Consider the following 23,126-nt stretch of genomic DNA (forward strand, 5'->3'; position numbering starts at 1 on the left):
CGGCCTCAAATACGCAAAGGCCGAGTACAAAACTTTCTGGCTCATTTTGGCACGCCCTACAAGAAGCGAAAGTTAATTCCACCGGGATCGTAAATTTCACCCGCACACCGTGGCAAATTATCTCCACCCCGTACGGTGCGATGGTAGTCTCTGGGTAACGTCGGAGAAATGCGCCCAAGGGGTGGCAGGACAGACCGGCACAATTCCAGACAATGAGCACGGTGATGGTGAAGCGACCGATTGCGCGGCTGCGGGCATTGCGCGCGCTGGCCGAAGGCGCGCATCCTTCGATCGAACTTCTGGCGGATGTGTCCGGCCGCTCGCCGCGCTGCCTGCGCCTTCTGGCCGTGCGCGAGGAGTGGAACCTGACGCCGGCGGCAAGTGCCGACATTCACAACCGCATCAGGCCGATTGTCAGCAAGCTGCTCGACAAGCTGGAAGCGGTGAGCGAACGCGCCGCCGAGGAGGAAGGGCGCATGGAACGCGGCGAGATCGACGCCGTGCTGACGATGCTGCGCGCCATCGACAAGATCAATGAAATCCAGCGGCCGGAAGAAGCCGTGGCGAAAAAACAGAAGCAGGACGATGAAGACCTGGCCACCGTTCTCGAACGTATCAACGAGCGCATCATCGCTCTTGCACGTGCCCTCGCAGACCAGATGGTTGCGCAGGACCGTGCGGCCGCAACTGGTGCCGGCGCTGGCAGAGGCGTGGGTAAGAAGCGCAAGGCTGCCGCAATACCCGCTGCTGGCAATTGAGGACAGCTGGCTGGTCGTCGGCGGTCGCGGTTCGGGCAAGACCCGACTGGGGGCCGAATGGGTCAATGCGATGGCGCGCGGGCTGCCGCCCTTTACCGAGCGCGACCAGCGCTACATGCAGATCGCGCTGGTCGGCGAGACGCTTGGTGACGTGCGCGAGGTGATGATCGACGGCCCGTCCGGCCTTGTCGCGATCAATCCGAGCGATCCGCCGCGCTATGAGGCGACGCGGCGCCGGCTGCTGTGGACGACAGGAGCCGTTGCGCAGGTGTTTTCGTCGGAAGACCCCGACAGTCTGCGCGGACCGCAATTTTCCGCCGCCTGGTGCGACGAGGTGGCGAAGTGGAAGCATGCCGAGGAGGTTTTCGACATGCTGCAATTCGGTTTGCGGCTGGGACCGCGCCCGAAGCAGATCATCACCACGACACCAAAGCCGACCGGGCTGATGAAGCGGTTGATGCGCGATCCGCACATCACGCTGACGCGAATGCCGACGGTGGAGAACGCGGAAAACCTCGCAACCGGTTTCATGGAGATGATGCGCCGGCGCTATGGCGGGACGCGGCTGGGGCGGCAGGAGCTGGATGGCGAACTGATCGAGGACCGCGCCGATGCGCTGTGGACGCGCGCGCAGCTGGAGAGCGTGGCCGGCGAATACGGCGAACTGCGCCGGATCGTGGTGGCGGTCGACCCGCCGGCAACGTCGCGCAGGACTTCGGATGCCTGCGGGTTGATCGTTGCCGGACTGGACGCAGATGAGCGCGCGGTGGTGCTGCAGGACGCAACGCTGGAACGTGCAAAGCCAAGCGACTGGGCGGCGCGCGCGGTGGCGCTTTATCGCGATTACGAGGCCGACTGCATCGTTGCCGAGGTGAACCAGGGCGGCGAGATGGTGAGCGCCGTTTTGCGCACGGTGGATGCAGCAGTGCCGGTGCGCGAGGTGCGCGCCAGCCGGGGCAAGTGGCTGCGCGCCGAGCCGGTGGCGGCGCTTTATGCGCAGGGGCGAGTGCTGCATGGCGCGCGCTTTGCCGAACTGGAAGACGAGATGTGCGATTTCGGCCCCGACGGGTTGTCGAATGGCCGCTCGCCCGACCGCGTCGATGCGCTGGTGTGGGCGATTACGGAATTGCTGCTTGGCCGCGCGAACCGGCCGCGTATCCGCAACCTGAGCTAGATGGGAACAGATAATGGGTTGGAACTGGCCATGGGCGAAAGCTTCCCAAGCGATAGAGCGGGATGCGGGCGTGGAACGCAAGTCGGGCGGCGGTTTCGTTTCCCTGCACGCGCAGGGCGAGCCGACATGGACGCGCAGTGATTATGGCGCGCTGGCGCGGGAAGGCTTCATGCGCAATCCGGTGGTGCATCGGGCGGTGCGGATGATCGCCGAAGCGGCGGCGGCGGTGCCGTGGCTGCTTTATGAAGACACGTCCGAACTGAGCGCGCATCCGATGCTGGCGCTGCTCGGCCAGCCCAATGGACGGCAGGGCGGCATCGCATTTCTGGAAACGCTGTACGGGCACCTGCTGATGGCGGGCAACGCCTATGTCGAAGTCGTCGAGGCCGGAGAGGCGCGCGAACTGCATCTGCTGCGGCCCGACCGGGTGACTATGGTGACAGACGCGGCGGGATGGCCGGTCGGGCTGGATTATCGCCAGGGCAACGCGAAGCGCCGTGTGAATCTTGGCGGACACGAAAGCGCAATGCAGTTGCGGCTGTTCCACCCGCTCGACGACCATTATGGCTTTGCGCCGTTGCGTGCCGCGCTGATGGCGCTCGATACGCACAATTCGGCGAGCCGCTGGAACAAGGCGCTGCTCGATAATTCGGCCCGGCCCTCCGGCGCGCTGGTCTATGCCCCCAAGGATGGCGGCAATTTGACCGAAGACCAGTATGACCGGCTCAAAGCTGAGCTTGAGGAAGGCTATTCGGGCGCAAGCCGCGCCGGGCGGCCGATGCTGCTGGAAGGTGGGCTCGACTGGAAGGCGATGGGCCTGACGCCGAAGGACATGGACTTCGTCGAGGCGCGCAATGGCGCAAGCCGCGACATTGCGCTCGCCTTCGGCGTGCCGCCGATGATCCTCGGCATTCCGGGCGACAATACCTACGCCAATTATCAGGAGGCCAACCGCGCCTTCTACCGCATGACGGTGCTGCCGCTGGTGATGCGCACCGCTTCCGAATTTTCCGCCTGGCTGGGACCGCGTTACGGCGACCGGCTGAGGCTAGCCTGCGACGCCGACCAGATCGACGGCCTTGCCGCCGAACGCGAGGCGCTGTGGGCGCGGCTGGGGGCAGCCGAATTCCTTTCCGACGACGAGAAGAGGGAGGCAGTCGGCTATGGTCCTCGCAACTGAGCGCCCTGCGGCGCGGGAAGCAATCCTGATGGTTGATCCATTCTGGCTGTGGCTGGCCAAGGCGGCAGGCGCCGTCGCCGGCTCGGCAATCTCACTTGGTTATGTGTTGCCGGCTGAACGGCGCGAGGCGGGTATTCGCTTTGGTGTCGGCGTGGCGGCCGGGCTGGTGTTCGGCGGCACGGTGGGCCTGAAAATCGCGGTCGAACTCGGCATTGCCGACAGTCTCGGGCCGTTCGAGCTGGTGCTGATGGGGTCGGCAGCGGCGAGCCTGTGCGCCTGGTGGGCGCTCGGCCTGATCCTGCGCGCCTTCAAGGTTTCCGGGCAGAAGAGGAGCGGCCATGGGCGCTCGTGAACGCAAATTCGTCGATGTCGCCATCGACGCGGTGGCGCAGGACGGCACGTTCTCCGGCTATGCCAGCCTGTTCGGCAAGCCGGATCTGGCGCAGGATGTGGTGGAGCCGGGGGCGTTTGCGCGCTCGCTGCGCCAGCGCGGGGCGGGCGGCGTGCGCATGCTCTACCAGCATGATCCGGCGGAGCCGCTCGGCACCTGGCTGGAACTGCGCGAGGATGCGCGCGGCCTGTTCGTGCGCGGACAATTGACGCCGGGAGTGGGCCGCGCCCGCGAGGTGCGCGAACTGATGCGCAGCGGCGCACTCGACGGGCTGTCGATCGGCTTTCGCACGGTGAAGGCGCGCAAGGACACGGGCTCGGGCCTGCGCCGTATCCTCGAAGCCGATCTGTGGGAGATTTCCGTCGTCACCTTTCCGATGCTGCCGGGGGCGCGCATTAACGCCGTCAAGGGCGCGGCGGCGGACCTGCCGACGGTGCGGGAATTCGAAAATTGGCTGACGCGGGACGCGAAGCTGACACGGGCAGAGGCGCGCACGGTGATTGCGCGCGGCTATGCCAGCCTGATGCGCAAGCGGGACGCCGCGCGGGACACACAGGACGGGCTCGCGGAACGTATCCGCCGGGCCGCTCGACTGATCGAAACAAGGGATTGAGCCAGATGACCAGCAAGATGGTTGCGCCGGAAATGAAGGCCGATGCGGGTGGCTATGCCACGCTGTCGGACGCCTTCGACGACTTCATGACCACTTTCACGCAGTTTCGCGACGACAATGACCGCCGTCTGCGCGAGATCGAAACCCGCAAGAGCGCCGATGTCGTGACCAGCGACAAGGTCGACCGCATCAATGACGCGCTCGACCGCCAGAAGCGCCAGCTCGATGAAATGGCGCTGAAGCGCGCACGCCCGGCGCTCGGCGATGGACGCGAAATGTCGGCGGCGGCGCTGGAGCGCAAGCAGGCATTCGAGACCTATATGCGCACCGGCGAGGAACGCGCGCTGCGCGGGCTGGAAGCCAAGGACATGTCGGGCGGCTCCGGTCCCGATGGCGGCTATGTCGTGCCGGACGAGGTGGAAATCGAGATCGGGCGTCGTCTGGCAGCCCTGTCGCCGATCCGCTCGATTGCCAGCGTACGGCAGGTGTCGAGCGCGCTCTACAAAAAGTCGTTCATGACGACCGGGCCGGTGGTCGGCTGGGTCGGCGAGACGGCGGTGCGGCCGAAAACGGCCTCGCCGGTGCTCGATGCGCTGCAGTTCCCGACGGCGGAGCTTTACGCCATGCCGGCGGCGACGCCTGCCTTGCTCGACGATGCGGTGGTCGATCTCGACCAGTGGATCGCCAGCGAGGTCGAGGCGGCCTTTGCCGAGCAGGAAGGCAAGGCGTTTGTCACCGGCGACGGCAGCAACAAGCCGCGCGGGTTCCTCGACTATGACCAGGTTGCGGAAACCGGCTGGGCCTGGAGCAAGATCGGCTATGTCGCCAGCGGCGCGGCGGGCGAGTTCGCCGCCAGCAACCCGTCCGACAAGCTGATCGACCTCGTCTATGCGCTGAAGGCGGGATATCGCCAGAACGCGCATTGGGTGATGAACCGCAAGACGCAAGCCGCGATCCGCAAGATGAAGGACGTCGACGGCAATTATCTGTGGCAGCCGCCGGCGACCGCAGGCGGACGCGCGATGCTGATGGGCTTCCCGCTGGTCGAGGCGGAGGACATGCCGGATGTGGCGGCGGACTCCGCGTCCATCGCCTTCGGTGATTTCCGGCGCGGCTATCTGGTGGTCGACCGTGCGGGGGTGCGCGTGTTGCGCGATCCGTATTCGGCGAAGCCTTACGTGCTGTTCTACACCACCAAGCGCGTTGGCGGCGGCATGCAGGATTTCGACGCAATCAAGCTGATGAAGTTTTCGGCAAGCTGAGCCCAGGCTGCACTGCATGGTTTGACGGCCCCGGATGTCTTGTCCGGGGCCGTTTTCGTTGAAACATCCGAATGTTGAGGTCAGCATGACGCTTTTCCGAACCGTGCCGCCGGAGGCGGAGCCGGTGCTGCTCACCGAAGCCAAGCAGAATCTGCGTCTCGACCATGACGCCGAGGACGGTCTGCTCAACGGGCTGATCCGCGCCGCGCGCGAAGAGGTCGAGGCGGCCTGCGGACTGGCGCTGGTCGAACAGGGCTGGCGGCTGGCGCTCGACGAACTGCCGACTTCGGGCGTCGTGTTGCTACGGCGGCATCCGGTGCGCGAGGTGACGTCCGTGACCGTGTATGATGCCGATGGCGCGGGATCGCTGGTCGACCCGTCGCGCTATCGGCTGGAGCCGCAGGCGCGACCGGCGCGGCTGGTGTTTGCCGGCCCGCTGCACGATGCGCAGAATGGCATCGAGATCGACTTTACCGCCGGTTTCGGCGAGGCGGCGACCGATGTGCCGGACCTTCTGAAACGCGCGATCCATGTTCTGGTGGCGCACTGGTTCGAGTTTCGCGCCAGCTTTGGCGCGAGCCAGCAGCCGGTGTCGTTCCCAAGTGGGTATGAGCGGCTGATCGCGCCGTGGCGGCTGCGGAGGCTGTAGATGCGCGGCGAATTCATCGATCCGGGCGCGTTTCGTCATGAGCTGGTGCTGGAAACGGCAACGCTCACCGGCGACGGCGCGGGCGGGCATCAAAAGACATGGGCCGAGGCGGCGACTTTTCTGGCGCGGGTAGAGCCGGTGTCGGCGCAATCGCGTTTCGGCGCCGATCAGACGCTGGAGAGCGTGACGCATCGGGTGACGCTGCGGATGCGTGGCGGTGTCGAAGCGGGGATGCGGCTGCGGCGCGGAGGCCGGGTGTACGACATCGTGACGGTGCACGATCCGGATGAAAGCGGACGCTATCTCGTCTGCCGCGTGCGCGAGGCGCTGCCATGAAGGTGACGATGCGGTTGACGCTCGACGATCTGGTGCGGGCGCTGCGCGGCAAGGCGCACCAGCTCGCCGAAGAAGTGGAGGCCGGGGAGCGCCGCGTTGATGCGGCAGCAACCGGGCGAGTGAAGGAGGCACGCGATGACCTCACCGGCACTTGAACTGCAACAGGCGGTGTTTGTCGCGCTGTCCGGCGATGCGGCCCTGGTGGCGATGCTCGGGCCGGACCGCATCCACGACCATGCGCCGGCGAGCGTTGCGTTTCCCTACATCACTTTCGGGCGAAGCGCGGTCGAGGACTGGAGCACGACCACGGAAGACGGCAGCGAGCATCTGTTCTCGCTGCATGTCTGGTCGAAGGCGGACGGCAAGAAGCAGGCGCTGGAGATCATGGAACTGGCCCGCGCTGCATTGCACGACGCAAGCCTTGTGCTGGCAAGCCATCGGCTCGTGAACTTGCGCGCCGAGGCGGCAGAGGTGCGGTTCAACGACGACCACGCGGTCTATCACGGCGTGGTGCGGTTTCGGGCGATTACGGAAAATGGGCAGTAGGCAATAGGCAGTCGGCAGCGGGGTTTGCCTGCTGCCCACTGCCCCAAAGATGGGAGGCTCGCTGTGGGAGCACAGAAGGGCAAGGATCTGCTGTTGAAGATCGACAGCACGGGGGCGGGGGTGTTCGTCACCGTGGCGGGGCTGCGCACCAAGCGGCTTTCGTTCAACAGCGAGACGGTGAACATCACGGATTCCGAATCCGTCGGGCGCTGGCGTGAACTGCTGGGTGGCGCAGGGGTGCAGCGCGCGTCGTTGAGCGGGGCGGGGATCTTCAAGGATGCGCAGTCGGATGCGCTGATCCGGGCGAATTTCTTCGGCAGCGTCATCGTTGCCTGGCAGATCGTGGTGCCGGATTTCGGCATCGTCGAAGGACCGTTTCAGGTGACGGCGCTGGAATATACCGGCAATCATGATGGCGAAATCACCTTCGACATGGCGCTGGAATCGGCTGGCGCGCTGACCTTCGGAGCGGCGTGATGGCGAATGCGCGGCGCGGGGAAATCGAGGCTGTCATCGACGGGCGGGCGCAGGTGCTGTGCCTGACACTGGGGGCGCTGGCGGAACTGGAGACGGCGTTCGCGGTCGACAATCTGGCGGCGCTGGCGCAGCGTTTTGCGACCGGAGAACTCGCCGCGCGCGATCTGATCCGGGTTATCGGCGCGGGGTTGCGCGGCGGGGGCGCCAGCGTCAGCGACGACGAGGTGGCGGCGATGCAGTTTGACGGCGGGGTGGCGGGCTGCGCGCAAATGGTGGGCGCGTTGCTGGCTATCACGTTCGGCACGGCGGAGCGCGTACCAGCGGACCCCTGAACGCCGCGACAGGCGAAGCGCGCCGGTTTCCGTGGGACGATGTGATCGCCCTCGGGCTGGGCCTGTTGCGGCTATCGTCGCGCGATTTTTGGGCGATGACGCCGCTGGAGCTTTCGCATCTAGTGCGTGCCCACTCAGGCGGGATTGTAGAAGCGCCGGAGCGCAGCGCCGTCGAGACGCTGATGAAACTCTTTCCCGATGTGAACAAGGGCCAAATTCATGGCGGATGACAACGCGCGCGTGCAGGTGCGCATCGAGGCGGACACGCGGCCTTTCACCGATGCGATGGCCGATCTTGGCCGGTTGTCGGCGTCGTTCGGCACCCAGCTGAGTGGCGCGATGAAGGACGCGGTGGTCGGTGGCAAGTCGCTGGAGGACGTGTTGCGGCGGGTGGGGATGAACCTTGCCGGCATGGCGCTGAACCAGGGGATGAAGCCGCTGACCAGTCTCGTCAGCGGCCGGATGGGCAGCATTTTGCCATTTGCCAATGGTGGCGTCGTCGGCGGCGGCGTGACGCCTTTCGCCAGCGGCGGGGTGGTCGCCGCGCCGACCTATTTTCCGATGGGCGGGGGCCGCACCGGACTGATGGGCGAGGCGGGGGCGGAAGCGATCCTGCCGCTGCAGCGCGGGCCGGACGGGCAGCTGGGCGTGGCGGCGGGCGGCGGCGGGCGCGGGGTCAATGTCGTGTTCAATGTGAGCACGCAGGACGCCGCCTCGTTTCGCAAATCGGAAGCGCAGATCACCGGCATGCTGGCGCGCGCGGTGTCGTGCGGCTCAAGAACTCTGTGAGGCGGCGGGATGGACAGCTTTCATGATGTGCGCTTTCCGGTGGCGGTGTCGTTCGGCGCGACGGGCGGGCCGGAACGGCGCACGGAGATCGTCGCGCTGACCTCGGGGCGCGAGCAGCGCAATCTGCGGCTGGCGCATTCGCGGCGGCATTTCGATGCCGGAACCGGGGTGCGCTCGCTCAACGATCTCTATGAGATCTTCGGGTTTTTCGAGGCGCGGCGCGGGGCCTTTCACGGCTTCCGGTTTCGCGATCCGTTCGACATGAAATCGTGCCGGCCGGACCAGCAACCGGCGGCAAGCGACCAGCAGATCGGGCTCGGCGATGGCGCGGCGACACAGTTTCAGCTGGTGAAATGGTATGGCGACGGTGCGGACGCCTATGCCCGCCCGATTCGCAAGCCGGTCGCCGAAACGGTGCGCGTGGCGGTCGATGGCGTCGAGACGAGCGATTTTTCGGTCGATCTTGCGACGGGGATGGTGACGCTGGCGACACCGCTCGGCGCGGGGCAGGTGGTCAGCGCCGGCTACGAATTCGACCTTGCGGCGCGGTTCGATGCCGAGCGCATCGAGGTGAGCCTGACGGCCTTCACGGCGGGGCAGATCCCGACCATTCCAATCGTGGAGATTTTGGCATGAACGGGTTGCGGGACCATCTGCAGGGTGGGTGCACCACTGTGTGCCAATGCTGGCGTGTCGAGCGGCGCGACGGGGTGGCTATGGGGTTCACTGACCACGATGTTGCGCTGGTTGTAGACGGTTTCAGCTACGAGCCGCAGAGCGGCTTTGCGCAGAGCGAGGCACGGCTGTCGCTGGGCATGGGGATCGACAAGCTCGATATCGAGGGTGCGCTGAGTTCTGCGCAACTGGCGGAGGACGATATTGCCGCGGGGCTGTTCGATGGGGCGCGGGTGACGACGCTGCTGGTCAACTGGCAGAACCCGGCGCAGGTGGAGACGATCCGCACGGCGGTGATCGGCAAGATCGTGCGTGCCGATGGGCGGTTCATTGCAGAACTCGAAAGCGTGATGGCAAGCCTCGACCGACCCAATGGCCGCTTCCTGCGCCGGGTCTGCGATGCGGAACTGGGCGATGGGCGCTGCAAGGTCGATCTCGACGCAGGGGGCTTCAAGGGGGCGGGTACTGTGCTGGCGCGCGATGCCGCAAATGCGGTGCGGGTCAGTGGTCTCGACGGATTTGCCAATCGCTGGTTCGCGCTTGGGCATGTGACCTGGACAGGCGGGGCGCTGAATGGGCGGGTCTATCCGGTGCTCGACCATCGCATCGCGACGCATGGCGTGCTGCTGGTGCTGCCACCGGAAATGCGGCTGCCGGAGGTTGGCGACAATTTCAGCATCGTTGCCGGGTGTGACCGGCTGTTTGCCACCTGCAAGGCGAAATTCGGCAATGCAGAGAATTTTCGCGGCTTTCCGCATCTGCCGGGCAATGATGCCGCCTATGGCTATGTCACCGATGGCGGCGTGTTCGACGGCGGAGCGCTGGTGCCATGACAGATTTGGCGCAGATGGCGCTGGACGAGGCGGTGGCGTGGATCGGCACGCCCTATCGCCATCAGGGCTCGATGAAGGGCGTCGGCTGCGACTGTCTCGGGCTGATCCGGGGCGTGTGGCGCGCGCTTTATGGCTGCGAGCCGGAACTGGCGGGGCCGTATAGCGCCGACTGGGCCGAGGCAGGCGGGCATGACCGGCTGATGGAAGCGGCGCGGCGGAACTGCCGCGAAAAGGCGCTCGACGACGCGCTGCCCGGCGACATTTTGCTGTTTCGGTGGCGCGCGCAGCATCCGGCCAAGCATCTTGGAATCCTGTGCGATAGCGGGCGGTTCATCCATGCCTATGAAGGCCATGCGGTGACGATCTCGCCGCTGATTTCGCAATGGCGGCGGCGGATTGCCGGCGTCTTCGCGTTTCCCGATTTTCAACGATAGGCAGGTTCATGGCGACCATTCTTCTGCAGGCTGCCGGGTCGTATCTTGGCGGCGTTCTTGGACCTGTCGGCGCTGCTTTGGGCGCGGCGGCCGGGTCGATGGCCGGGTACATGGTGGACCGGGCGCTGTTGCAGGGCTCGCGCCACATCGAGGGCAACCGGCTGTCGGGAATGCAGCCATTTCAGGCCGAGGAGGGGGCGCCGGTGGCGCGCGTCTACGGCACGATGCGGGTCGGCGGCAACGTCATCTGGGCAACGCGCTTCGAGGAGGCGAGCCGGACCGAGCGGCAGGGCGGCAAGGGCATCACGCCGAAGGTGACGACCTACAGCTATTTCTGCAATGCCGCCTTTGCGCTGTGCGAGGGCGAGATTGCCGGGGTGCGGCGGATCTGGGCCGATGGGCGCGAGGTCGATCTCGACCAGGTGACGATCCGCATCTATCGCGGCAGCGAGGACCAGCCGGTCGATCCGCTGGTGGCGGCCAAGCAGGGGGCTGGCAATGCGCCGGCCTATCGCGGCATCGCCTATGCGGTGCTCGACCGGTTTCCGCTCGGCGACTACGGCAACCGCATCCCGCAATTGCAGTTCGAGGTGATGCGTCCGGTGGGGGAATTTCACCGCCAGATCCGGTCGGTGGCGCTGCTGCCGGGGGCGACCGAATATGGGCTGCTGCCGCGCGCGGTGGTGCGCACGCCCAATCCGGGCGAGACGGTGCAGGTCAACCGCCATGTGCTGCACGGGCCGACCGATCTGGTCGCCTCGCTTGACGAGTTGCAGGCGCTGTGTCCGAAGCTTGAGGAAGTGGCCGTCATCGTCACCTGGTTTGGCGATGATCTGCGCGCGGGACAGTGCCTGTTGCGACCGGCGGTGATCGACAATCAGGCGACGGATTATTCGGAGCCTTGGAGCGTCGCTGGCGTGGACCGCGCCGATGCGATCAATGTCTCCTATGTCGATGGTTCAGCGTCTTATGGCGGAACGCCCTCGGACCGCTCGGTGATCGAGTGCATTGCAGAACTGAAACGGCGCGGGCTGCGGGTGATGTTGTATCCGTTCCTGATGATGGATATTGCGCCGGACAACAGCCTGCCGAACCCCTATGGCGGGGCGTCGCAGCCGCCCTATCCGTGGCGCGGGCGCATAACTTGCGAGGCCGGGAACGACAAGAGTGGCGCGGCTCGCAGTGAGGTGAACGCGTTCAGCGGCACGGCGCAGGTGGGGCATTTTTCCGTTGCGGGCGAGGAGGTCAGCTATTCCGGTCCGGCGAACGACTGGGGCTATCGGCGTCTGGTGCTGCATTATGCGCATCTGGCGGTGGCAGCAGGCGGAGTCGATGGTTTTCTGCTCGGCTCGGAAATGCGCGGGCTGACAGCCCTGCGCGACGGAGCAAATGCGTTTCCGTTTGTCGAGACCTTGTGCGCGCTGGCGGGAGAGGTGCGCGGTGTGCTCGGGGCGGGATCGAAGATCACCTATGGCGCGGACTGGAGCGAATATTTCGGCCACCAGCCGCCTGACGGTTCGGGTGATGTGTTTTTCCATCTGGACGCCTTGTGGGCGCATCCGGCGGTCGATGCGGTGGGGATCGACAATTACATGCCGATCTCGGACTGGCGTGACAGCGACCATGACGGCCAGAGCCCGGACGGGTTCCGCGAGCCTTATGACCGCGCCGGAATGCGTGGCCAGATCGCGGCGGGGGAAGGGTTCGACTGGTATTATGCCAGCGCGCAGGACCGCGCCGACCGGGTGCGCTCGCCGATCAGCGATGGCGCTTATGGCAAGCCCTGGACCTATCGCTACAAGGATCTGCGCGGCTGGTGGGAGAACCGGCATTTCAATCGCATCGGTGGGGTAGAGGTTGCCAGTCCGACCGCATGGGTGCCGCGCTCCAAGCCGATCTGGTTCACCGAGCTTGGCTGCCCCGCGGTGGACAAGGGGGCGAACCAGCCCAACGTGTTTCCCGATGGCAAATCGTCGGAGAACGCCTCGCCCTATTATTCGTCCGGGCAGCAATCTGACCTTGCGCAGCAACGCATGGTGCTGGCGCATGTCGACTATTGGGACGAGACGAGCGCCTGGTTCGATCCGGACAACAACCCGCTGTCGCCGCTTTATGGCGGGCGGATGGTGGATGCGTCGCGGTTGTGCCTGTGGGCATGGGATGCGCGACCTTTTCCGGCCTTTCCGCAGCGCAGTGATGTCTGGCGCGACAACGTCAACTGGCGGCTGGGACATTGGCTGAACGGGCGCGTATGCGGTGTGGCGGTGGGCGATCTGATTGCCGCGATCCTCGAAGATCATGGGTTGCCAGAGGCGGATGTGTCGCTTGTCGGGCGGGCGTTGAGCGGGTTTCTGGTGGCCGCCCCGACGACAGCACGCGCGGCGTTGGAAGCGCTGACCGATCTGCACGGCATCGGCGTGTTCGAACGCGGTGGGCAATTGGTGTTTCGCGATGAAACAGCGGTGCGGGGCGCGCCGGTGGCGGTCAGCGATCTGGTGCTCGACAGGGGTACGCCGGTGCTGGAGCGCACGCGGCTTTCGGAAGAGGACGTGCCGCGCGAGGCGGAACTGAGCTTCGTCGATCATTTTCGCGAGTATCAGACGGCGCGGACGCGGGCGACGCCGCATGGCGTTGCCGGTGCTGGCAGCGCGAGCCTGACCCTGTCTGGCGCGCTCGACCATGGGCTGGCGACGGCGCTCGTGTCGGACTGGGTGCAGCGGCGCTGGGTGGCGCGTGAAACGCTGGGCTTTGGCGTACCGGCGTCGGCACTCGACATCGAGCCGGGGGCGCTGATCGCGCTGCCGGGACGCACACGCGACGAAACCTATCTGGTGACGGATGTGGAAATCGGGTTGGTACGGCAGGTGTCGGCGCGGCGGGTGGCACGGCGTGCGGCCTCGAACGGGCCGGTGAACGAGATGCCGACGCTGGCGCCACCGCCGATTGCCGGTGCACCGCATGTCGTGCTGCTCAATTTGCCGGAAGTGCCCGGCTCGCAGGCGGGGCGGGGCAATCTGCGCATCGCCGCCTATGCGCGGCCCTGGCGCACGCAGGCCGTCTATGCCTCGCCGGAAGATACCGGCTTTGTCGCGCGCATGGCGGTGGAGGCACCGGCGACATTGGGGAGGCTGACGCAGGCGCTGGAGCCGAGCGCGGGCGGGCCGTTCGATGAAGACGCTGAAATGGAGGTGAAGCTGCTCAACGGCGCGCTGGAAAGCGTGTCGATGATGCAGCTCGCCAACGGGGCCAACAGTGCGGCGGTGCGAACGGCCAGCGGGGCGTGGGAAGTGGTGCAGTTCGCCGATGCCGAAGAGATCGCGTCGTCGACGTGGAAGCTGACCGGGCTGTTGCGCGGGCAGGCCGGGACCGGCAGCGCGGCGCTGGCGGGGGCCAATGTGGGTGCGGATTTCGTGCTGCTGAATTCGGCTGTGCCGCGCATCGACCTGTCGCCCGACGAGGTGTCGCTGGCGCTGCACTGGCGCATCGGCCCGGCGGGACACGATTTCGGTTCGGGGCTGTTTGCGCGGCTGGTGCAGGCCGGCGCGCCGTGACGATCAGACAAGGCAAGAGGAGACGATCATGGATATGACGAAACAATGGTATCAGTCGCGCACGATCTGGGCGTCGCTGCTGGTGGTGGTGTCGCTGGGCGCTGCCGCGCTGGGCTTTCCGCTGGTGGAAGGCGAGACGGACGCTTTAGCTGAGGCGATCCTGCAGACGATTGCCGCCGGAGCGGGCGTTGCCGCCATTATCGGGCGCATCTGTGCGCGCTCGCGGATCGGGTGACGGCAAGAGCAGTCGGGTGACAGGGCTTGTGCTCTCCGGCTGGGTGTTGTTCATTTCACGTTCAGCCCATTTGCGTTAGAACGGCGTCATGAAAACACTTGTTGCCCCATTTTTGCGAAAAGCAGTCGCCGCCGCGGTGATCGCGACGGCGGCAGTCAGCCAGGCGATGGCGTTTCCGACGCCGGTGCCGAACCTGCCCGCCGCGCCGGCGCCGGTCGTGCGCGTGCAGGCCGACTGCCACGCCATCGGGCAGCAGCAGGCGGCGCGGGTCGGCGGCCAGCTTGCCAAGGCAACACCGGATGTGCGCAACGGCCAGCCGGTCTGCGTGATCGTCGTGTTGATGCCGGCCAAGGACGGCCAGCGTCCCATCCGCAACGAGATCGTCGTTCCCGCCGGTTGATCCGGCAGTCCCCCAACCGAAACAGGAATTTGCATGCGGATACTGGTTGTCGAGGATGACAAGGATCTCAACCGGCAGATCGCCGAAGCGCTTGTCGATGCAGGCTATGTCGTCGACCGTGCCTATGATGGCGAGGAAGGTCATTTCCTCGGCGATACGGAGCCGTATGACGCCGTGATCCTCGATATCGGCCTGCCGCAGATGGATGGCATCAGCGTCGTCGAGAAATGGCGGCGCGACGGGCGCAAGATGCCGGTTCTGATGCTGACCGCGCGCGACCGCTGGAGCGACAAGGTCGCCGGGATCGATGCAGGTGCGGACGATTATGTCGCCAAGCCGTTCCATATCGAGGAAGTGCTGGCGCGGCTGCGTGCGCTGATCCGCCGTGCGGCGGGCCATGCGTCGAGCGAACTGATCTGCGGCCCGCTGCGGCTCGACACCAAATCGTCGAAGGCCGACGTCAACGGCATGACGCTGAAGCTGACGTCGCACGAGTTCCGGCTGCTCGCCTATCTGATGCACCATATGGACGTGGTGGTGTCGCGCACCGAACTGGTCGAGCATCTTTACGACCAGGATTTCGACCGCGATTCCAACACGATCGAGGTGTTCGTCGGCCGGTTGCGCAAGAAGATGGGCATCGACCTGATCGAGACGGTGCGCGGTATGGGCTACCGCATGCGCGCGCCGCAGGACTAGGGGGACAGGCTCCCTCCCATGTCCTCCATCAAGCGCTGGCTCAATTCGCTGACATTTCGCGTCGTGGCGTTCTCGACGCTGTGGGCGATTGTGGCGCTGGTGGTGATCGCGACCATTATCGCGACGCTGTTTCGGCAAGCCAGCGAACGTGGCTTTGAAAGCCTGATGACGGCGCATCTGTTCAACCTCATCAGTTCGGTCGGGGTCAGCGACGATGGCGCGCTTGTCGGATCGCCGAACCTGGGCGATCTGCGTTTCACGGTGCCGCGTTCGGGCTGGTACTGGGCGGTCGAGCCGGTCGAGGAAGTGAGCGGGCAGCTGCGCTCGCTGTCGCTGACGCGGGACGTGCCTTCGCCATCGGTCAGTCTGGTGCCGTTCAATGCAGCGTTCCAGCGCAGCTATATCGCTGACGGGCTGGCAGGCGAGACGATTGAGGTTTTCGAGACGGAATACGGCCTCGACGGCGAAAACCGCGTCGCGCGCTTTCGCGTGATGGGCAATCGCACCGAACTGGAGGCGGATATTTCCGCCTTTGAGCGGCAGTTGTGGCTGTATCTCTTCATCTTCGGTGTCGGCATGATCGCCATCAACGCGCTGGCAATCGTCATCGGGTTGCAGCCGCTGCGCCGCGTGCGCACGGCGCTGGCGGAAATTCGCGCCGGGTCGGCGCAGCGCCTCGACGGCAATTTCCCGGTCGAGATTGCCCCACTGGCGGCGGAGACCAACGAACTCATCGACGGCAACCGGCGCATTGTCGAACGCTCGCGCACGCAGGTCGGCAATCTGGCGCATTCGCTGAAGACACCGCTGGCGGTGCTGACCAACGAGGCGCGCGCCCTTGGCGGCAAGAAGGGGGTGCTGCTGGCCGAGCAGGCCGAGGCGATGCGCATGCAGGTCGAGCATTATCTGCAGCGCGCCCGCATGGCGGCCCAGCGCGACACCATCGTGTTCCGCACGCCGGTGAAGGCGACGCTGGAGCGGATGGTGCGGGTGATGGGCAAACTCAACCCGCATATCGACATGGTGCTGGATGCACCCGCCGAAGAGCTGATTTTCGCCGGTGAGCGTGAAGACCTCGAAGAACTGGTTGGCAATCTCCTCGAAAATGCGACGAAATGGGGCCGGGAGAGGGTGCGAATCGCGGTGCGCGCAGGCGATGAGCAGAAGCACAGCTTCCAGCTTCTGGTCGAGGATGACGGTCCGGGTATTCCGGAGGAAGACACACGCGAGGCGCTGACGCGCGGACGCCGTCTCGACGAAAGCAAGCCAGGCACCGGACTTGGCCTCGCCATTGTCGCCGATCTGGTCAAGGAATATGGCGGATCGCTGCAATTGGGGCGGTCGGATCTGGGTGGCTTGAAAGCCACTGTGACGTTACGTCGATTGCATGATTAGGCGATCATGCCATTTCTATGCCAAAGTCGCGGTGCAGTGCTCCGGACGTGGCGATGCAAATCGTTTCTTTGCCAACGGAGTGAGTGAGGCGTTCGGAATATGATGCTGAAGATCGGCGTAACAGGCTTGGCTCTAATGCTGCTGGCGGGATGCTCATCGATCGGCATGGACAAACCGCGCAGCGGCGTGGTGCAGGCCTATGCGGGTGCAGTTCAGCCCCAGCCACCGGCGACACGGATCGTCGAGGCGATGGCGGGCGGGCTGATCGGTGGCACGCTGGGACGCGGCCTCGACCGTCGTGACCTGCGCCGTGCGCTTGTGGCCGAATATCAGGCGCTTGAACATACGCAGGCAGGCCAGCCGGTGTCATGGGGCGATGTCTCCGAGCGTTCCGGCGAAGTGGTGGCCGGATCGCCCTATCGCGTCGGTTCGCAGAATTGCCGCCAATATACCCACACGGTGCAGGCCGCAGGGCGTAGCCAGAGCGCGCGTGGCACCGCATGCCGCAATCCCGACGGAAGCTGGACGCCGCTGGTCTGACGCAACTCTCACGAGCGGGTCACAATCGGTTTATCGTCAAAACGCCGCATGACTGGATCATTGGCAGGCTCCGCCGCACCGGCTAATGAGAGCGCATGTTTTTCTGGATCATCGTTGCCTGCCTGACACTGATTGCCTGTCTCGCAGTTCTTCTGCCCGTGTTGCGGGTGAGGGACAGCGTCGCGGATGACAGTGCCTTTGACCTCGAAGTTTATCAGGACCAGCTTGCCGAGCTGGACAGAGATGTCGCGCGGGGCGTGATCGCCGGCACGGAAGCCGAGCAGGCGCGTGCCGAGATCGGCCGCCGCATTCTCAAGCTCAAGGCCGAAGGAAGCACGCTTGCCGCAAAAGCCGGTTTCGGGGCGGGCAGGATTGTCCTGAGCGTGGCGATTCTGGCGGTGCCGCTGGCCAGCTGGGGCATCTACGCCGCAACCGGCTCGCCGCACCTGCCGTCGCAGCCATTGCATGAGCGCATGGCCGATAATCCACAGGCAAACCCAATCAACGAACTGGTGGCGCGGGCGGAGGCTCATCTTGCCGAGAACCCGCAGGACGGGCGCGGCTGGGATGTGCTTGCGCCGATCTATTACCGCAATGGTCGCTTCGTTGAAGCCGCGACGGCCTATCGCAATGCGATCCGTCTGCTGGGCGCAAGCGCGACGCGCGAGGCGGGGCTGGGCGAAGCCGTGGCAGCCGTTGGCGGCGGCCTGATCAGCGAAGAGGCGCAGGCGGCGCTGCAGCGCGCACTGGCGCTGGAGCCGGACAATCCGAAGGCGCGGTTCCTGTTGGCTTTGGGGCTGGCACAGGAAGGCCGGACCGAAGAGGCGCAAGCGGCCTGGCTGGCGATGGCGAACGACTTGCCGCAGGATTCGCCCTGGCGTGGCGCAGTAGCGCAGATGCTGGGGAGCAAGGCTGAAGTGCAGGCAACGCCGGGACCGTCGCAGGACGATGTTGATGCCGCCGAATTGATGTCGGACAATGAGCGCGCCGAGATGATCGGTAATATGGTGGCCGGACTGGACCAGAGGTTGCGTGAAAATCCGCAGGACCCTGAGGGCTGGCAGCGCCTGATCCACGCCTATACGGTGCTTCAGCGCAACGAAGACGCGCGCGACGCACTGGTGCGCGGGCTGGCGGCGCTGGGAAGCGACAGCGCGGAAGGCGCGGAACTGAAGACGTTTGCAGCGGCGCGCGGCGTCAGCGCGGCGGATTGAGGAAGGCAGGCAGCGACACATGACCAGAAAGCAGAAGCGGCTCACGGTGATCGGCGGTGCGATGGCATTTCTGATGCTTGCATCGGGACTGACGCTGTATGCGCTTGGCCAGAAGACCTCCTACTTCTACATGCCTGCCGAATTGCAGACCGCAAAGCTTGAGCCTGGCCAGCGCATCCGCCTTGGCGGACTGGTCGCGGCCGGCTCGATTGTGCGTGGTGAAGGCACCCAGGTCGCCTTTGCCGTCACCGATCAGGTTCACACGGTGAAGGTCTCCTATTCCGGCATCCTGCCCGATCTGTTTCGGGAAGAGCAGGGCGTCGTGACCGAGGGCACGGTGGGACCGGGCGGCGTGTTCATCGCCGACAGCGTGCTGGCCAAGCATGACGAAAACTACATGCCCAAGGAAGTCGCGGACGGCCTGAAGGCCACCGGCCTGTGGCAGCACACCGAATGAACAACGGAGCGGATGCGTGATCGTTGAAGCAGGACATTTCGCGCTCGTACTGGCATTCGTGCTGGCGGTGGTCCAGTTCGCTGTTCCGCTGATCGGCACGCGCACGGGCGACGACCGGCTGATGGCGGTTGCCGCGCCGGTGACCATCGCCGGATTCGCGCTAACGGCGCTGTCTTTTGCGGCGCTGACGATGGCCTATGTGCAATCGGACTTTTCGGTGGTGAATGTGTGGGAGAACTCCCACTCGCTGAAGCCGATGCTCTACAAGGTGACGGGCGTGTGGGGAAACCACGAAGGCTCGATGCTTCTGTGGGTGCTGATCCTGACTTTTTTCGGCGCGCTGGTGGCCTGGTTCGGCTCGAACCTGCCGGCGTCGCTGCGCGCCAATGTTTTGTCGGTGCAGGGGCTGGTCGGCGCGGCGTTCCTGCTGTTCGTGCTGGCGACGTCGAACCCGTTTGCGCGGATCGAGACCCCGCCATTTGAGGGCCGCGATCTCAACCCGATCCTGCAGGATATCGGCCTCGCCATCCATCCGCCGCTGCTCTATCTCGGCTATGTCGGATTTTCGGTCTGCTTCTCCTTTGCCGTCGCGGCGCTGATCGAAGGCCGGATCGATGCGGCATGGGCGCGCTGGGTGCGGCCCTGGACGCTGGCTGCCTGGGTGTTCCTCACCGGCGGCATCGCCATGGGCTCCTACTGGGCCTATTACGAGCTGGGTTGGGGCGGCTGGTGGTTCTGGGATCCGGTCGAAAACGCCTCGTTCCTGCCATGGCTCTCCGGAACTGCGTTGTTGCACTCGGCGATCGTGATGGAAAAGCGCTCGGCGCTGAAGATCTGGACGCTGCTTCTGGCGATCCTGACATTCTCGCTGTCGCTGCTGGGCACCTTCCTGGTGCGCTCCGGCGTTCTGACCTCGGTTCATGCCTTCGCCACCGACCCGACGCGCGGCCTGTTCATTCTTTTCATCCTGATGCTGTTTATCGGCGGGTCGCTGTCGCTGTTTGCGCTGCGCGCGTCGAGCCTGACGCAGGGCGGCCTGTTCCAGCCGATCTCGCGCGAGGGTGCGCTGGTTCTGAACAATTTGTTCCTGACCACGGCGACGGCAACCGTTCTGATCGGCACGCTCTATCCGCTGCTGGTGGAAGCCGTGACCGGCGACAAGATTTCCGTCGGTGCGCCGTTCTTCAACATGACCTTCGTGCCGCTCGCGCTGCCCTTGCTGATCGCGGTGCCGTTCGGGCCGCTGCTGGCATGGAAGCGGGGCGACCTTTATGCCGTGACGCAACGGCTTTACGCGGCGCTCGGTGGCGCGCTGCTGACCGTGCTGATCGCGCTGTTCTTTGTCGACGGCATGGGCGTACTGGCCGCATTCGGTGTCGGCGTGGCAACCTGGCTCGTGCTGGGCGCACTGACCGATCTGGCGCTCAAGGCAGGTATCGGCTCGGTGACCACTGCGGTGGCCTGGCGTCGCTTTCGGGGCTTGCCGCGCTCGGTGTTCGGCACCGCGCTGGCGCATCTGGGCCTTGGCCTGACGACGCTCGGCATCGTGGCGGTGACGTCGCTGGATGTGGAAGAGATTGCGGTGATGAAGCCGGGCGATACGCTCGCTGTTGCCAATTACACGCTGCGCTTCGAGGAAATGACGCCTTTCCAGGGACCGAACTTCACCTCGGACAAGGCGCGCTTCACCTATATCAATGCGTGGGGCCGCGAACTTGGCGAGGTGATCTCGTCCAAGCGGCTCTATACGGCACGCCAGATGCCGACGACCGAAGCGGGAATCGTCACGCGCGGGTTGAGCCAGCTTTACGTTTCGATCGGGGATCCCACGGCGGACGGTGGCATTGTCGTGCGCGCCTGGTGGAAACCGCTGGTGCTGCTGATCTGGCTCGGCGGGCTGGTGATGATGATCGGCGGAACGGTGTCGTTGCTTGACCGCAGGTTGCGGGTCGGCGCGCCGGCGGCACGCAAGGCAAAGCCGAAAGTTCTGACGCCAGCGGAGACCCCAGCGCAGTGAGACGCTTTGCTTTCCTGTTGGTGCTCCTGTCGCTTGCGCTGCCGGCATTCGCCGTGCAGCCGTCGGAGGTTCTGGACGATCCGGCGCTGGAGGCGAGGGCGCGCCAGCTTTCAAGCGGCTTGCGCTGCATGGTGTGCCAGAACCAGTCGATCGACGATTCCGATGCGGAACTGGCGCGGGATCTGCGCGTGCTGGTGCGCGAGCGGCTGGTGGCGGGCGAGACCGACGAGCAGGTGATCGATTACGTAGTCTCGCGCTATGGCGAGTTCGTGCTGTTGCAGCCGCGCTTCAACATGCGCAATGCGCTGCTGTGGGCAGCTCCGATCCTGTTGCTGGCGATTGGCGGCGCATTCATCGTCGCACAGTCACGTCGGCGCACCCGCCCGGTGACGCAGGCGCTGTCGGCTGAAGAAGAGAGCCGACTGAAGGAAATTCTCGGCGATTCCGAGTGAGGCGATGGCGCGCTGCGCCTGCATCCTTTCCAAGATTACAAAAGTTTCATCCTTCGGAAAGAACGCCGTAAGGTGGGGTGCCCTATCTGTGTTGTCGAAGGGTGCGTTTCGTCGCATCCAAGATGGATTTCACGAAGGACTCCAGAGATGCAAAACGACATCAACTCCTCGACCAAATCTCCGTCCAAGGCGCGCAAGAACCGACTGCTCGCGGCTGCCGCCTCGCTTGCGATTGCTGGCGCTATCGGCTTTGGCGCGGTGACCTCCGGCAGCGCTCCGGTGCTTGCCGATCCGGTGAAGGTAGAAACCGTGCAGCCGACCGGCTTTGCCGATGTTGTCGAAAAGGTTTCTCCCGCTGTGGTGAGCGTGCGCGTGCAGGAACGCGTCGAGGCCACTGCCGACAGCGGCGGCCGCTTCAGCATGCCGGGCCTTGAAGACCTTCCGCGCGACCACCCGATGAGCCGCTTCTTCCGCGAATTCCGTGGTGAGCGTGGCGATCGTGACTATCACGGCGAGCGCGGTCCGCGCGGCAAGGATCGCAGCGAGCGCATGCGCCCGGTATCGCAAGGCTCGGGTTTCTTCATTTCTGAAGATGGCTATCTCGTCACCAACAACCATGTCGTTGAAGGCGGGGCAAGCTTCACCGTTGTCATGGATGACGGTGCGGAACTGGATGCCAAGCTGGTCGGCACCGATCCACGCACCGACCTTGCCGTCCTGAAGGTCGATGGCGACCGCAAGTTCACCTATGTCGCATTTGCCGATGATTCCAAGGTGCGCGTTGGCGATTGGGTCGTGGCTGTCGGCAATCCGTTCGGCCTTGGTGGCACCGTGACGGCAGGCATCGTTTCGGCCCGTGGCCGTGACATCGGCGCTGGCCCCTATGACGATTTCCTGCAGATCGACGCTGCAGTGAACCGCGGCAATTCGGGCGGCCCGGCGTTCAACCAGAGCGGTGAAGTGGTCGGCATCAACACGGCGATCTTCTCGCCCTCCGGCGGCAATGTCGGCATCGCTTTCGCAATTCCGTCATCCACGGCCAAGGAAGTCGTCGACAATCTGATCACCAACGGCGCAGTCACGCGGGGCTGGCTCGGAATTCAGATCCAGCCGGTGACGAAGGAAATCGGCGAATCGCTGGGCCTTGATGGCACCAAGGGCGCGCTGGTGGCCGACGCGCAGGCCGACGGACCGGGCCGCGACGCCGGGATCAAGGCCGGAGACGTGATCATCGCGGTCAATGACAAGGAAGTCGGCTCGCCGCGTGAACTGTCACGGATGATTGCCAGCTACGCACCGAAAACCAAGGTCGACGTCACCGTCTGGCGTGGCGGTGCTAAGCAGCAGGTGGAGGTCGAACTCGGCCAGCTGCCAGGCGATCAGGCCAGCGCCGCGCAACAGGTGCCAAACCCGTCGAAGAGCGATACGTCGCTTGCCGATTTCGGCCTGACGGTGACAGGCGCGGACGATGGCAACGGTCTGGTCGTGACCGATGTCGACCCGGCAAGCCCTGCCGCTGAGCGTGGGATCCAGGCCGGTGACGTGATCGTCGCTATCAACTCGACCGCGGTGACAACAGCCGATGAAGTGGAAAAAGCTGTCGCCGATGCGAGCGAAGCGGGGCGCAACTCGGTGCTGGTGCAGATCAGCCGCAACGACGCCAATCACTTCGTAGCGCTGCCGATCTCGCGCGGATAGGATCGCAGGAACAGGCAAC

At 65.2% G+C, this 23,126-nt stretch carries 28 protein-coding genes; all 28 read left to right on the forward strand.

All coding sequences use genetic code 11. The annotated features are described in order from the left end of the window. Window positions 1-224: 224 nt before the first annotated feature. The 28 genes from BMZ42_RS18230 (at window position 225) to BMZ42_RS04525 (ending at window position 23,107) form a co-directional block, all read left to right on the forward strand. Entirely contained in the window at window positions 225-758 is a 534-nt protein-coding gene (locus BMZ42_RS18230) for a hypothetical protein (protein WP_244523150.1), read from the forward strand. Then, on the forward strand, window positions 676-1,932 hold the full coding sequence (locus BMZ42_RS04400; RefSeq protein ID WP_420492442.1) for a DNA-packaging protein: 1,257 nt from the start codon (window positions 676-678) through the stop codon (window positions 1,930-1,932). The genes BMZ42_RS18230 and BMZ42_RS04400 overlap by 83 nt, the downstream gene beginning before the upstream one ends. Window positions 1,933-1,945: 13 nt before the next feature. Beyond that, window positions 1,946-3,112 (forward strand): phage portal protein, encoded by a 1,167-nt coding sequence (locus BMZ42_RS04405; protein WP_091519123.1) that lies wholly within the window; start codon window positions 1,946-1,948, stop codon window positions 3,110-3,112. After that, window positions 3,096-3,464, forward strand: coding sequence for a DUF6107 family protein (locus tag BMZ42_RS04410; protein WP_244523151.1), 369 nt, complete (start codon window positions 3,096-3,098; stop codon window positions 3,462-3,464). The genes BMZ42_RS04405 and BMZ42_RS04410 overlap by 17 nt, the downstream gene beginning before the upstream one ends. Further along, window positions 3,451-4,116, forward strand: a complete 666-nt coding sequence (locus BMZ42_RS04415) for an HK97 family phage prohead protease (protein ID WP_091519126.1) — start codon at window positions 3,451-3,453, stop codon at window positions 4,114-4,116. The genes BMZ42_RS04410 and BMZ42_RS04415 overlap by 14 nt, the downstream gene beginning before the upstream one ends. Before the next feature lie 5 nt (window positions 4,117-4,121). Continuing rightward, a complete protein-coding gene (locus tag BMZ42_RS04420) occupies window positions 4,122-5,378 on the forward strand; it encodes a phage major capsid protein (RefSeq protein WP_091519128.1) in 1,257 nt (418 codons plus the stop codon). Window positions 5,379-5,463: 85 nt separating this feature from the next. Beyond that, complete coding sequence (locus tag BMZ42_RS04425) at window positions 5,464-6,027, forward strand: head-tail connector protein (protein ID WP_091519130.1); 564 nt, start codon at window positions 5,464-5,466, stop codon at window positions 6,025-6,027. Then, entirely contained in the window at window positions 6,028-6,363 is a 336-nt protein-coding gene (locus tag BMZ42_RS04430) for a phage head closure protein (RefSeq protein WP_091519133.1), read from the forward strand. Continuing rightward, entirely contained in the window at window positions 6,360-6,518 is a 159-nt protein-coding gene (locus tag BMZ42_RS17940) for a hypothetical protein (protein ID WP_175556632.1), read from the forward strand. The genes BMZ42_RS04430 and BMZ42_RS17940 overlap by 4 nt, the downstream gene beginning before the upstream one ends. Then, window positions 6,499-6,909: a DUF3168 domain-containing protein gene (locus BMZ42_RS04435; RefSeq protein WP_091519135.1), complete on the forward strand. Its 411-nt coding sequence runs from the start codon at window positions 6,499-6,501 to the stop codon at window positions 6,907-6,909. Before BMZ42_RS17940 ends, BMZ42_RS04435 begins: the two co-directional genes overlap by 20 nt. 63 nt (window positions 6,910-6,972) lie before the next feature. Beyond that, window positions 6,973-7,386, forward strand: a complete 414-nt coding sequence (locus BMZ42_RS04440; RefSeq protein ID WP_091519137.1) for a phage major tail protein, TP901-1 family — start codon at window positions 6,973-6,975, stop codon at window positions 7,384-7,386. Continuing rightward, window positions 7,386-7,718, forward strand: a complete 333-nt coding sequence (locus tag BMZ42_RS04445) for a gene transfer agent family protein (RefSeq protein WP_091519140.1) — start codon at window positions 7,386-7,388, stop codon at window positions 7,716-7,718. Before BMZ42_RS04440 ends, BMZ42_RS04445 begins: the two co-directional genes overlap by 1 nt. Continuing rightward, complete coding sequence (locus BMZ42_RS04450; protein ID WP_091519141.1) at window positions 7,715-7,948, forward strand: rcc01693 family protein; 234 nt, start codon at window positions 7,715-7,717, stop codon at window positions 7,946-7,948. Before BMZ42_RS04445 ends, BMZ42_RS04450 begins: the two co-directional genes overlap by 4 nt. Continuing rightward, window positions 7,938-8,507, forward strand: coding sequence for a phage tail tape measure protein (locus BMZ42_RS04455; protein WP_091519144.1), 570 nt, complete (start codon window positions 7,938-7,940; stop codon window positions 8,505-8,507). The genes BMZ42_RS04450 and BMZ42_RS04455 overlap by 11 nt, the downstream gene beginning before the upstream one ends. A gap of 9 nt (window positions 8,508-8,516) precedes the next feature. Further along, a complete protein-coding gene (locus tag BMZ42_RS04460; protein WP_091519146.1) occupies window positions 8,517-9,143 on the forward strand; it encodes a DUF2460 domain-containing protein in 627 nt (208 codons plus the stop codon). Then, window positions 9,140-10,015 carry a DUF2163 domain-containing protein gene (locus BMZ42_RS04465; protein WP_091519148.1) on the forward strand — a complete coding sequence of 292 codons (876 nt, stop codon included), beginning with the start codon at window positions 9,140-9,142 and terminating at the stop codon, window positions 10,013-10,015. Before BMZ42_RS04460 ends, BMZ42_RS04465 begins: the two co-directional genes overlap by 4 nt. Further along, window positions 10,012-10,449, forward strand: coding sequence for an NlpC/P60 family protein (locus BMZ42_RS04470; protein WP_091519150.1), 438 nt, complete (start codon window positions 10,012-10,014; stop codon window positions 10,447-10,449). The genes BMZ42_RS04465 and BMZ42_RS04470 overlap by 4 nt, the downstream gene beginning before the upstream one ends. Window positions 10,450-10,457: 8 nt before the next feature. Further along, on the forward strand, window positions 10,458-14,000 hold the full coding sequence (locus tag BMZ42_RS04475) for a baseplate multidomain protein megatron (RefSeq protein WP_175556633.1): 3,543 nt from the start codon (window positions 10,458-10,460) through the stop codon (window positions 13,998-14,000). Window positions 14,001-14,028: 28 nt separating this feature from the next. Continuing rightward, window positions 14,029-14,235 (forward strand): hypothetical protein, encoded by a 207-nt coding sequence (locus tag BMZ42_RS04480; RefSeq protein ID WP_091519154.1) that lies wholly within the window; start codon window positions 14,029-14,031, stop codon window positions 14,233-14,235. Between the two features lie 88 nt (window positions 14,236-14,323). Beyond that, window positions 14,324-14,635, forward strand: a complete 312-nt coding sequence (locus BMZ42_RS04485) for a hypothetical protein (protein WP_091519157.1) — start codon at window positions 14,324-14,326, stop codon at window positions 14,633-14,635. A gap of 33 nt (window positions 14,636-14,668) precedes the next feature. Further along, window positions 14,669-15,334 (forward strand): response regulator transcription factor, encoded by a 666-nt coding sequence (locus BMZ42_RS04490; protein WP_091519159.1) that lies wholly within the window; start codon window positions 14,669-14,671, stop codon window positions 15,332-15,334. 18 nt (window positions 15,335-15,352) lie between these two features. Next, window positions 15,353-16,729, forward strand: a complete 1,377-nt coding sequence (locus BMZ42_RS04495) for an ATP-binding protein (RefSeq protein ID WP_091519162.1) — start codon at window positions 15,353-15,355, stop codon at window positions 16,727-16,729. A 99-nt stretch (window positions 16,730-16,828) separates the two neighbouring features. Further along, complete coding sequence (locus BMZ42_RS04500; protein WP_091519164.1) at window positions 16,829-17,269, forward strand: hypothetical protein; 441 nt, start codon at window positions 16,829-16,831, stop codon at window positions 17,267-17,269. Window positions 17,270-17,364: 95 nt separating this feature from the next. After that, entirely contained in the window at window positions 17,365-18,483 is a 1,119-nt protein-coding gene (gene ccmI / locus BMZ42_RS04505) for a c-type cytochrome biogenesis protein CcmI (RefSeq protein ID WP_091519166.1), read from the forward strand. Between the two features lie 19 nt (window positions 18,484-18,502). Further along, a complete protein-coding gene (ccmE, locus tag BMZ42_RS04510; RefSeq protein ID WP_091519169.1) occupies window positions 18,503-18,940 on the forward strand; it encodes a cytochrome c maturation protein CcmE in 438 nt (145 codons plus the stop codon). 19 nt (window positions 18,941-18,959) lie between these two features. Next, the gene (locus tag BMZ42_RS04515; RefSeq protein ID WP_091519450.1) at window positions 18,960-20,957 is read left to right on the forward strand and encodes a heme lyase CcmF/NrfE family subunit; all 1,998 of its coding nucleotides are present in this window, start codon (window positions 18,960-18,962) and stop codon (window positions 20,955-20,957) included. Next, window positions 20,954-21,409 carry a cytochrome c-type biogenesis protein gene (locus BMZ42_RS04520; protein ID WP_091519170.1) on the forward strand — a complete coding sequence of 152 codons (456 nt, stop codon included), beginning with the start codon at window positions 20,954-20,956 and terminating at the stop codon, window positions 21,407-21,409. The genes BMZ42_RS04515 and BMZ42_RS04520 overlap by 4 nt, the downstream gene beginning before the upstream one ends. A 147-nt stretch (window positions 21,410-21,556) precedes the next feature. Beyond that, window positions 21,557-23,107, forward strand: a complete 1,551-nt coding sequence (locus tag BMZ42_RS04525) for a Do family serine endopeptidase (RefSeq protein WP_091519173.1) — start codon at window positions 21,557-21,559, stop codon at window positions 23,105-23,107. The last annotated feature ends 19 nt before the right edge of the window (window positions 23,108-23,126 follow it).

The organism is Aquamicrobium aerolatum DSM 21857 (genome assembly GCF_900113935.1).
Lineage (GTDB): Bacteria > Pseudomonadota > Alphaproteobacteria > Rhizobiales > Rhizobiaceae > Aerobium > Aerobium aerolatum.

Bases quoted from the DNA above. Each gene is read 5' to 3' on its own strand.
- BMZ42_RS04490 (WP_091519159.1), top strand. From the start codon at position 14,669: ATGCGGATACTGGTTGTCGAGGATGACAAGGATCTCAACCGGCAGATC.
- ccmI (WP_091519166.1), top strand. From the start codon at position 17,365: ATGTTTTTCTGGATCATCGTTGCCTGCCTGACACTGATTGCCTGTCTC.
- ccmE (WP_091519169.1), top strand. From the start codon at position 18,503: ATGACCAGAAAGCAGAAGCGGCTCACGGTGATCGGCGGTGCGATGGCA.
- BMZ42_RS04435 (WP_091519135.1), top strand. From the start codon at position 6,499: ATGACCTCACCGGCACTTGAACTGCAACAGGCGGTGTTTGTCGCGCTG.
- BMZ42_RS04405 (WP_091519123.1), top strand. From the start codon at position 1,946: ATGGGTTGGAACTGGCCATGGGCGAAAGCTTCCCAAGCGATAGAGCGG.
- BMZ42_RS04465 (WP_091519148.1), top strand. From the start codon at position 9,140: ATGAACGGGTTGCGGGACCATCTGCAGGGTGGGTGCACCACTGTGTGC.
- BMZ42_RS04485 (WP_091519157.1), top strand. From the start codon at position 14,324: ATGAAAACACTTGTTGCCCCATTTTTGCGAAAAGCAGTCGCCGCCGCG.
- BMZ42_RS04445 (WP_091519140.1), top strand. From the start codon at position 7,386: ATGGCGAATGCGCGGCGCGGGGAAATCGAGGCTGTCATCGACGGGCGG.
- BMZ42_RS04495 (WP_091519162.1), top strand. From the start codon at position 15,353: ATGTCCTCCATCAAGCGCTGGCTCAATTCGCTGACATTTCGCGTCGTG.
- BMZ42_RS04420 (WP_091519128.1), top strand. From the start codon at position 4,122: ATGACCAGCAAGATGGTTGCGCCGGAAATGAAGGCCGATGCGGGTGGC.
- BMZ42_RS04410 (WP_244523151.1), top strand. From the start codon at position 3,096: ATGGTCCTCGCAACTGAGCGCCCTGCGGCGCGGGAAGCAATCCTGATG.
- BMZ42_RS04475 (WP_175556633.1), top strand. From the start codon at position 10,458: ATGGCGACCATTCTTCTGCAGGCTGCCGGGTCGTATCTTGGCGGCGTT.
- BMZ42_RS04430 (WP_091519133.1), top strand. From the start codon at position 6,028: ATGCGCGGCGAATTCATCGATCCGGGCGCGTTTCGTCATGAGCTGGTG.
- BMZ42_RS04455 (WP_091519144.1), top strand. From the start codon at position 7,938: ATGGCGGATGACAACGCGCGCGTGCAGGTGCGCATCGAGGCGGACACG.
- BMZ42_RS04525 (WP_091519173.1), top strand. From the start codon at position 21,557: ATGCAAAACGACATCAACTCCTCGACCAAATCTCCGTCCAAGGCGCGC.
- BMZ42_RS17940 (WP_175556632.1), top strand. From the start codon at position 6,360: ATGAAGGTGACGATGCGGTTGACGCTCGACGATCTGGTGCGGGCGCTG.
- BMZ42_RS04470 (WP_091519150.1), top strand. From the start codon at position 10,012: ATGACAGATTTGGCGCAGATGGCGCTGGACGAGGCGGTGGCGTGGATC.
- BMZ42_RS04460 (WP_091519146.1), top strand. From the start codon at position 8,517: ATGGACAGCTTTCATGATGTGCGCTTTCCGGTGGCGGTGTCGTTCGGC.
- BMZ42_RS04500 (WP_091519164.1), top strand. From the start codon at position 16,829: ATGATGCTGAAGATCGGCGTAACAGGCTTGGCTCTAATGCTGCTGGCG.
- BMZ42_RS04480 (WP_091519154.1), top strand. From the start codon at position 14,029: ATGGATATGACGAAACAATGGTATCAGTCGCGCACGATCTGGGCGTCG.
- BMZ42_RS18230 (WP_244523150.1), top strand. From the start codon at position 225: ATGGTGAAGCGACCGATTGCGCGGCTGCGGGCATTGCGCGCGCTGGCC.
- BMZ42_RS04425 (WP_091519130.1), top strand. From the start codon at position 5,464: ATGACGCTTTTCCGAACCGTGCCGCCGGAGGCGGAGCCGGTGCTGCTC.
- BMZ42_RS04415 (WP_091519126.1), top strand. From the start codon at position 3,451: ATGGGCGCTCGTGAACGCAAATTCGTCGATGTCGCCATCGACGCGGTG.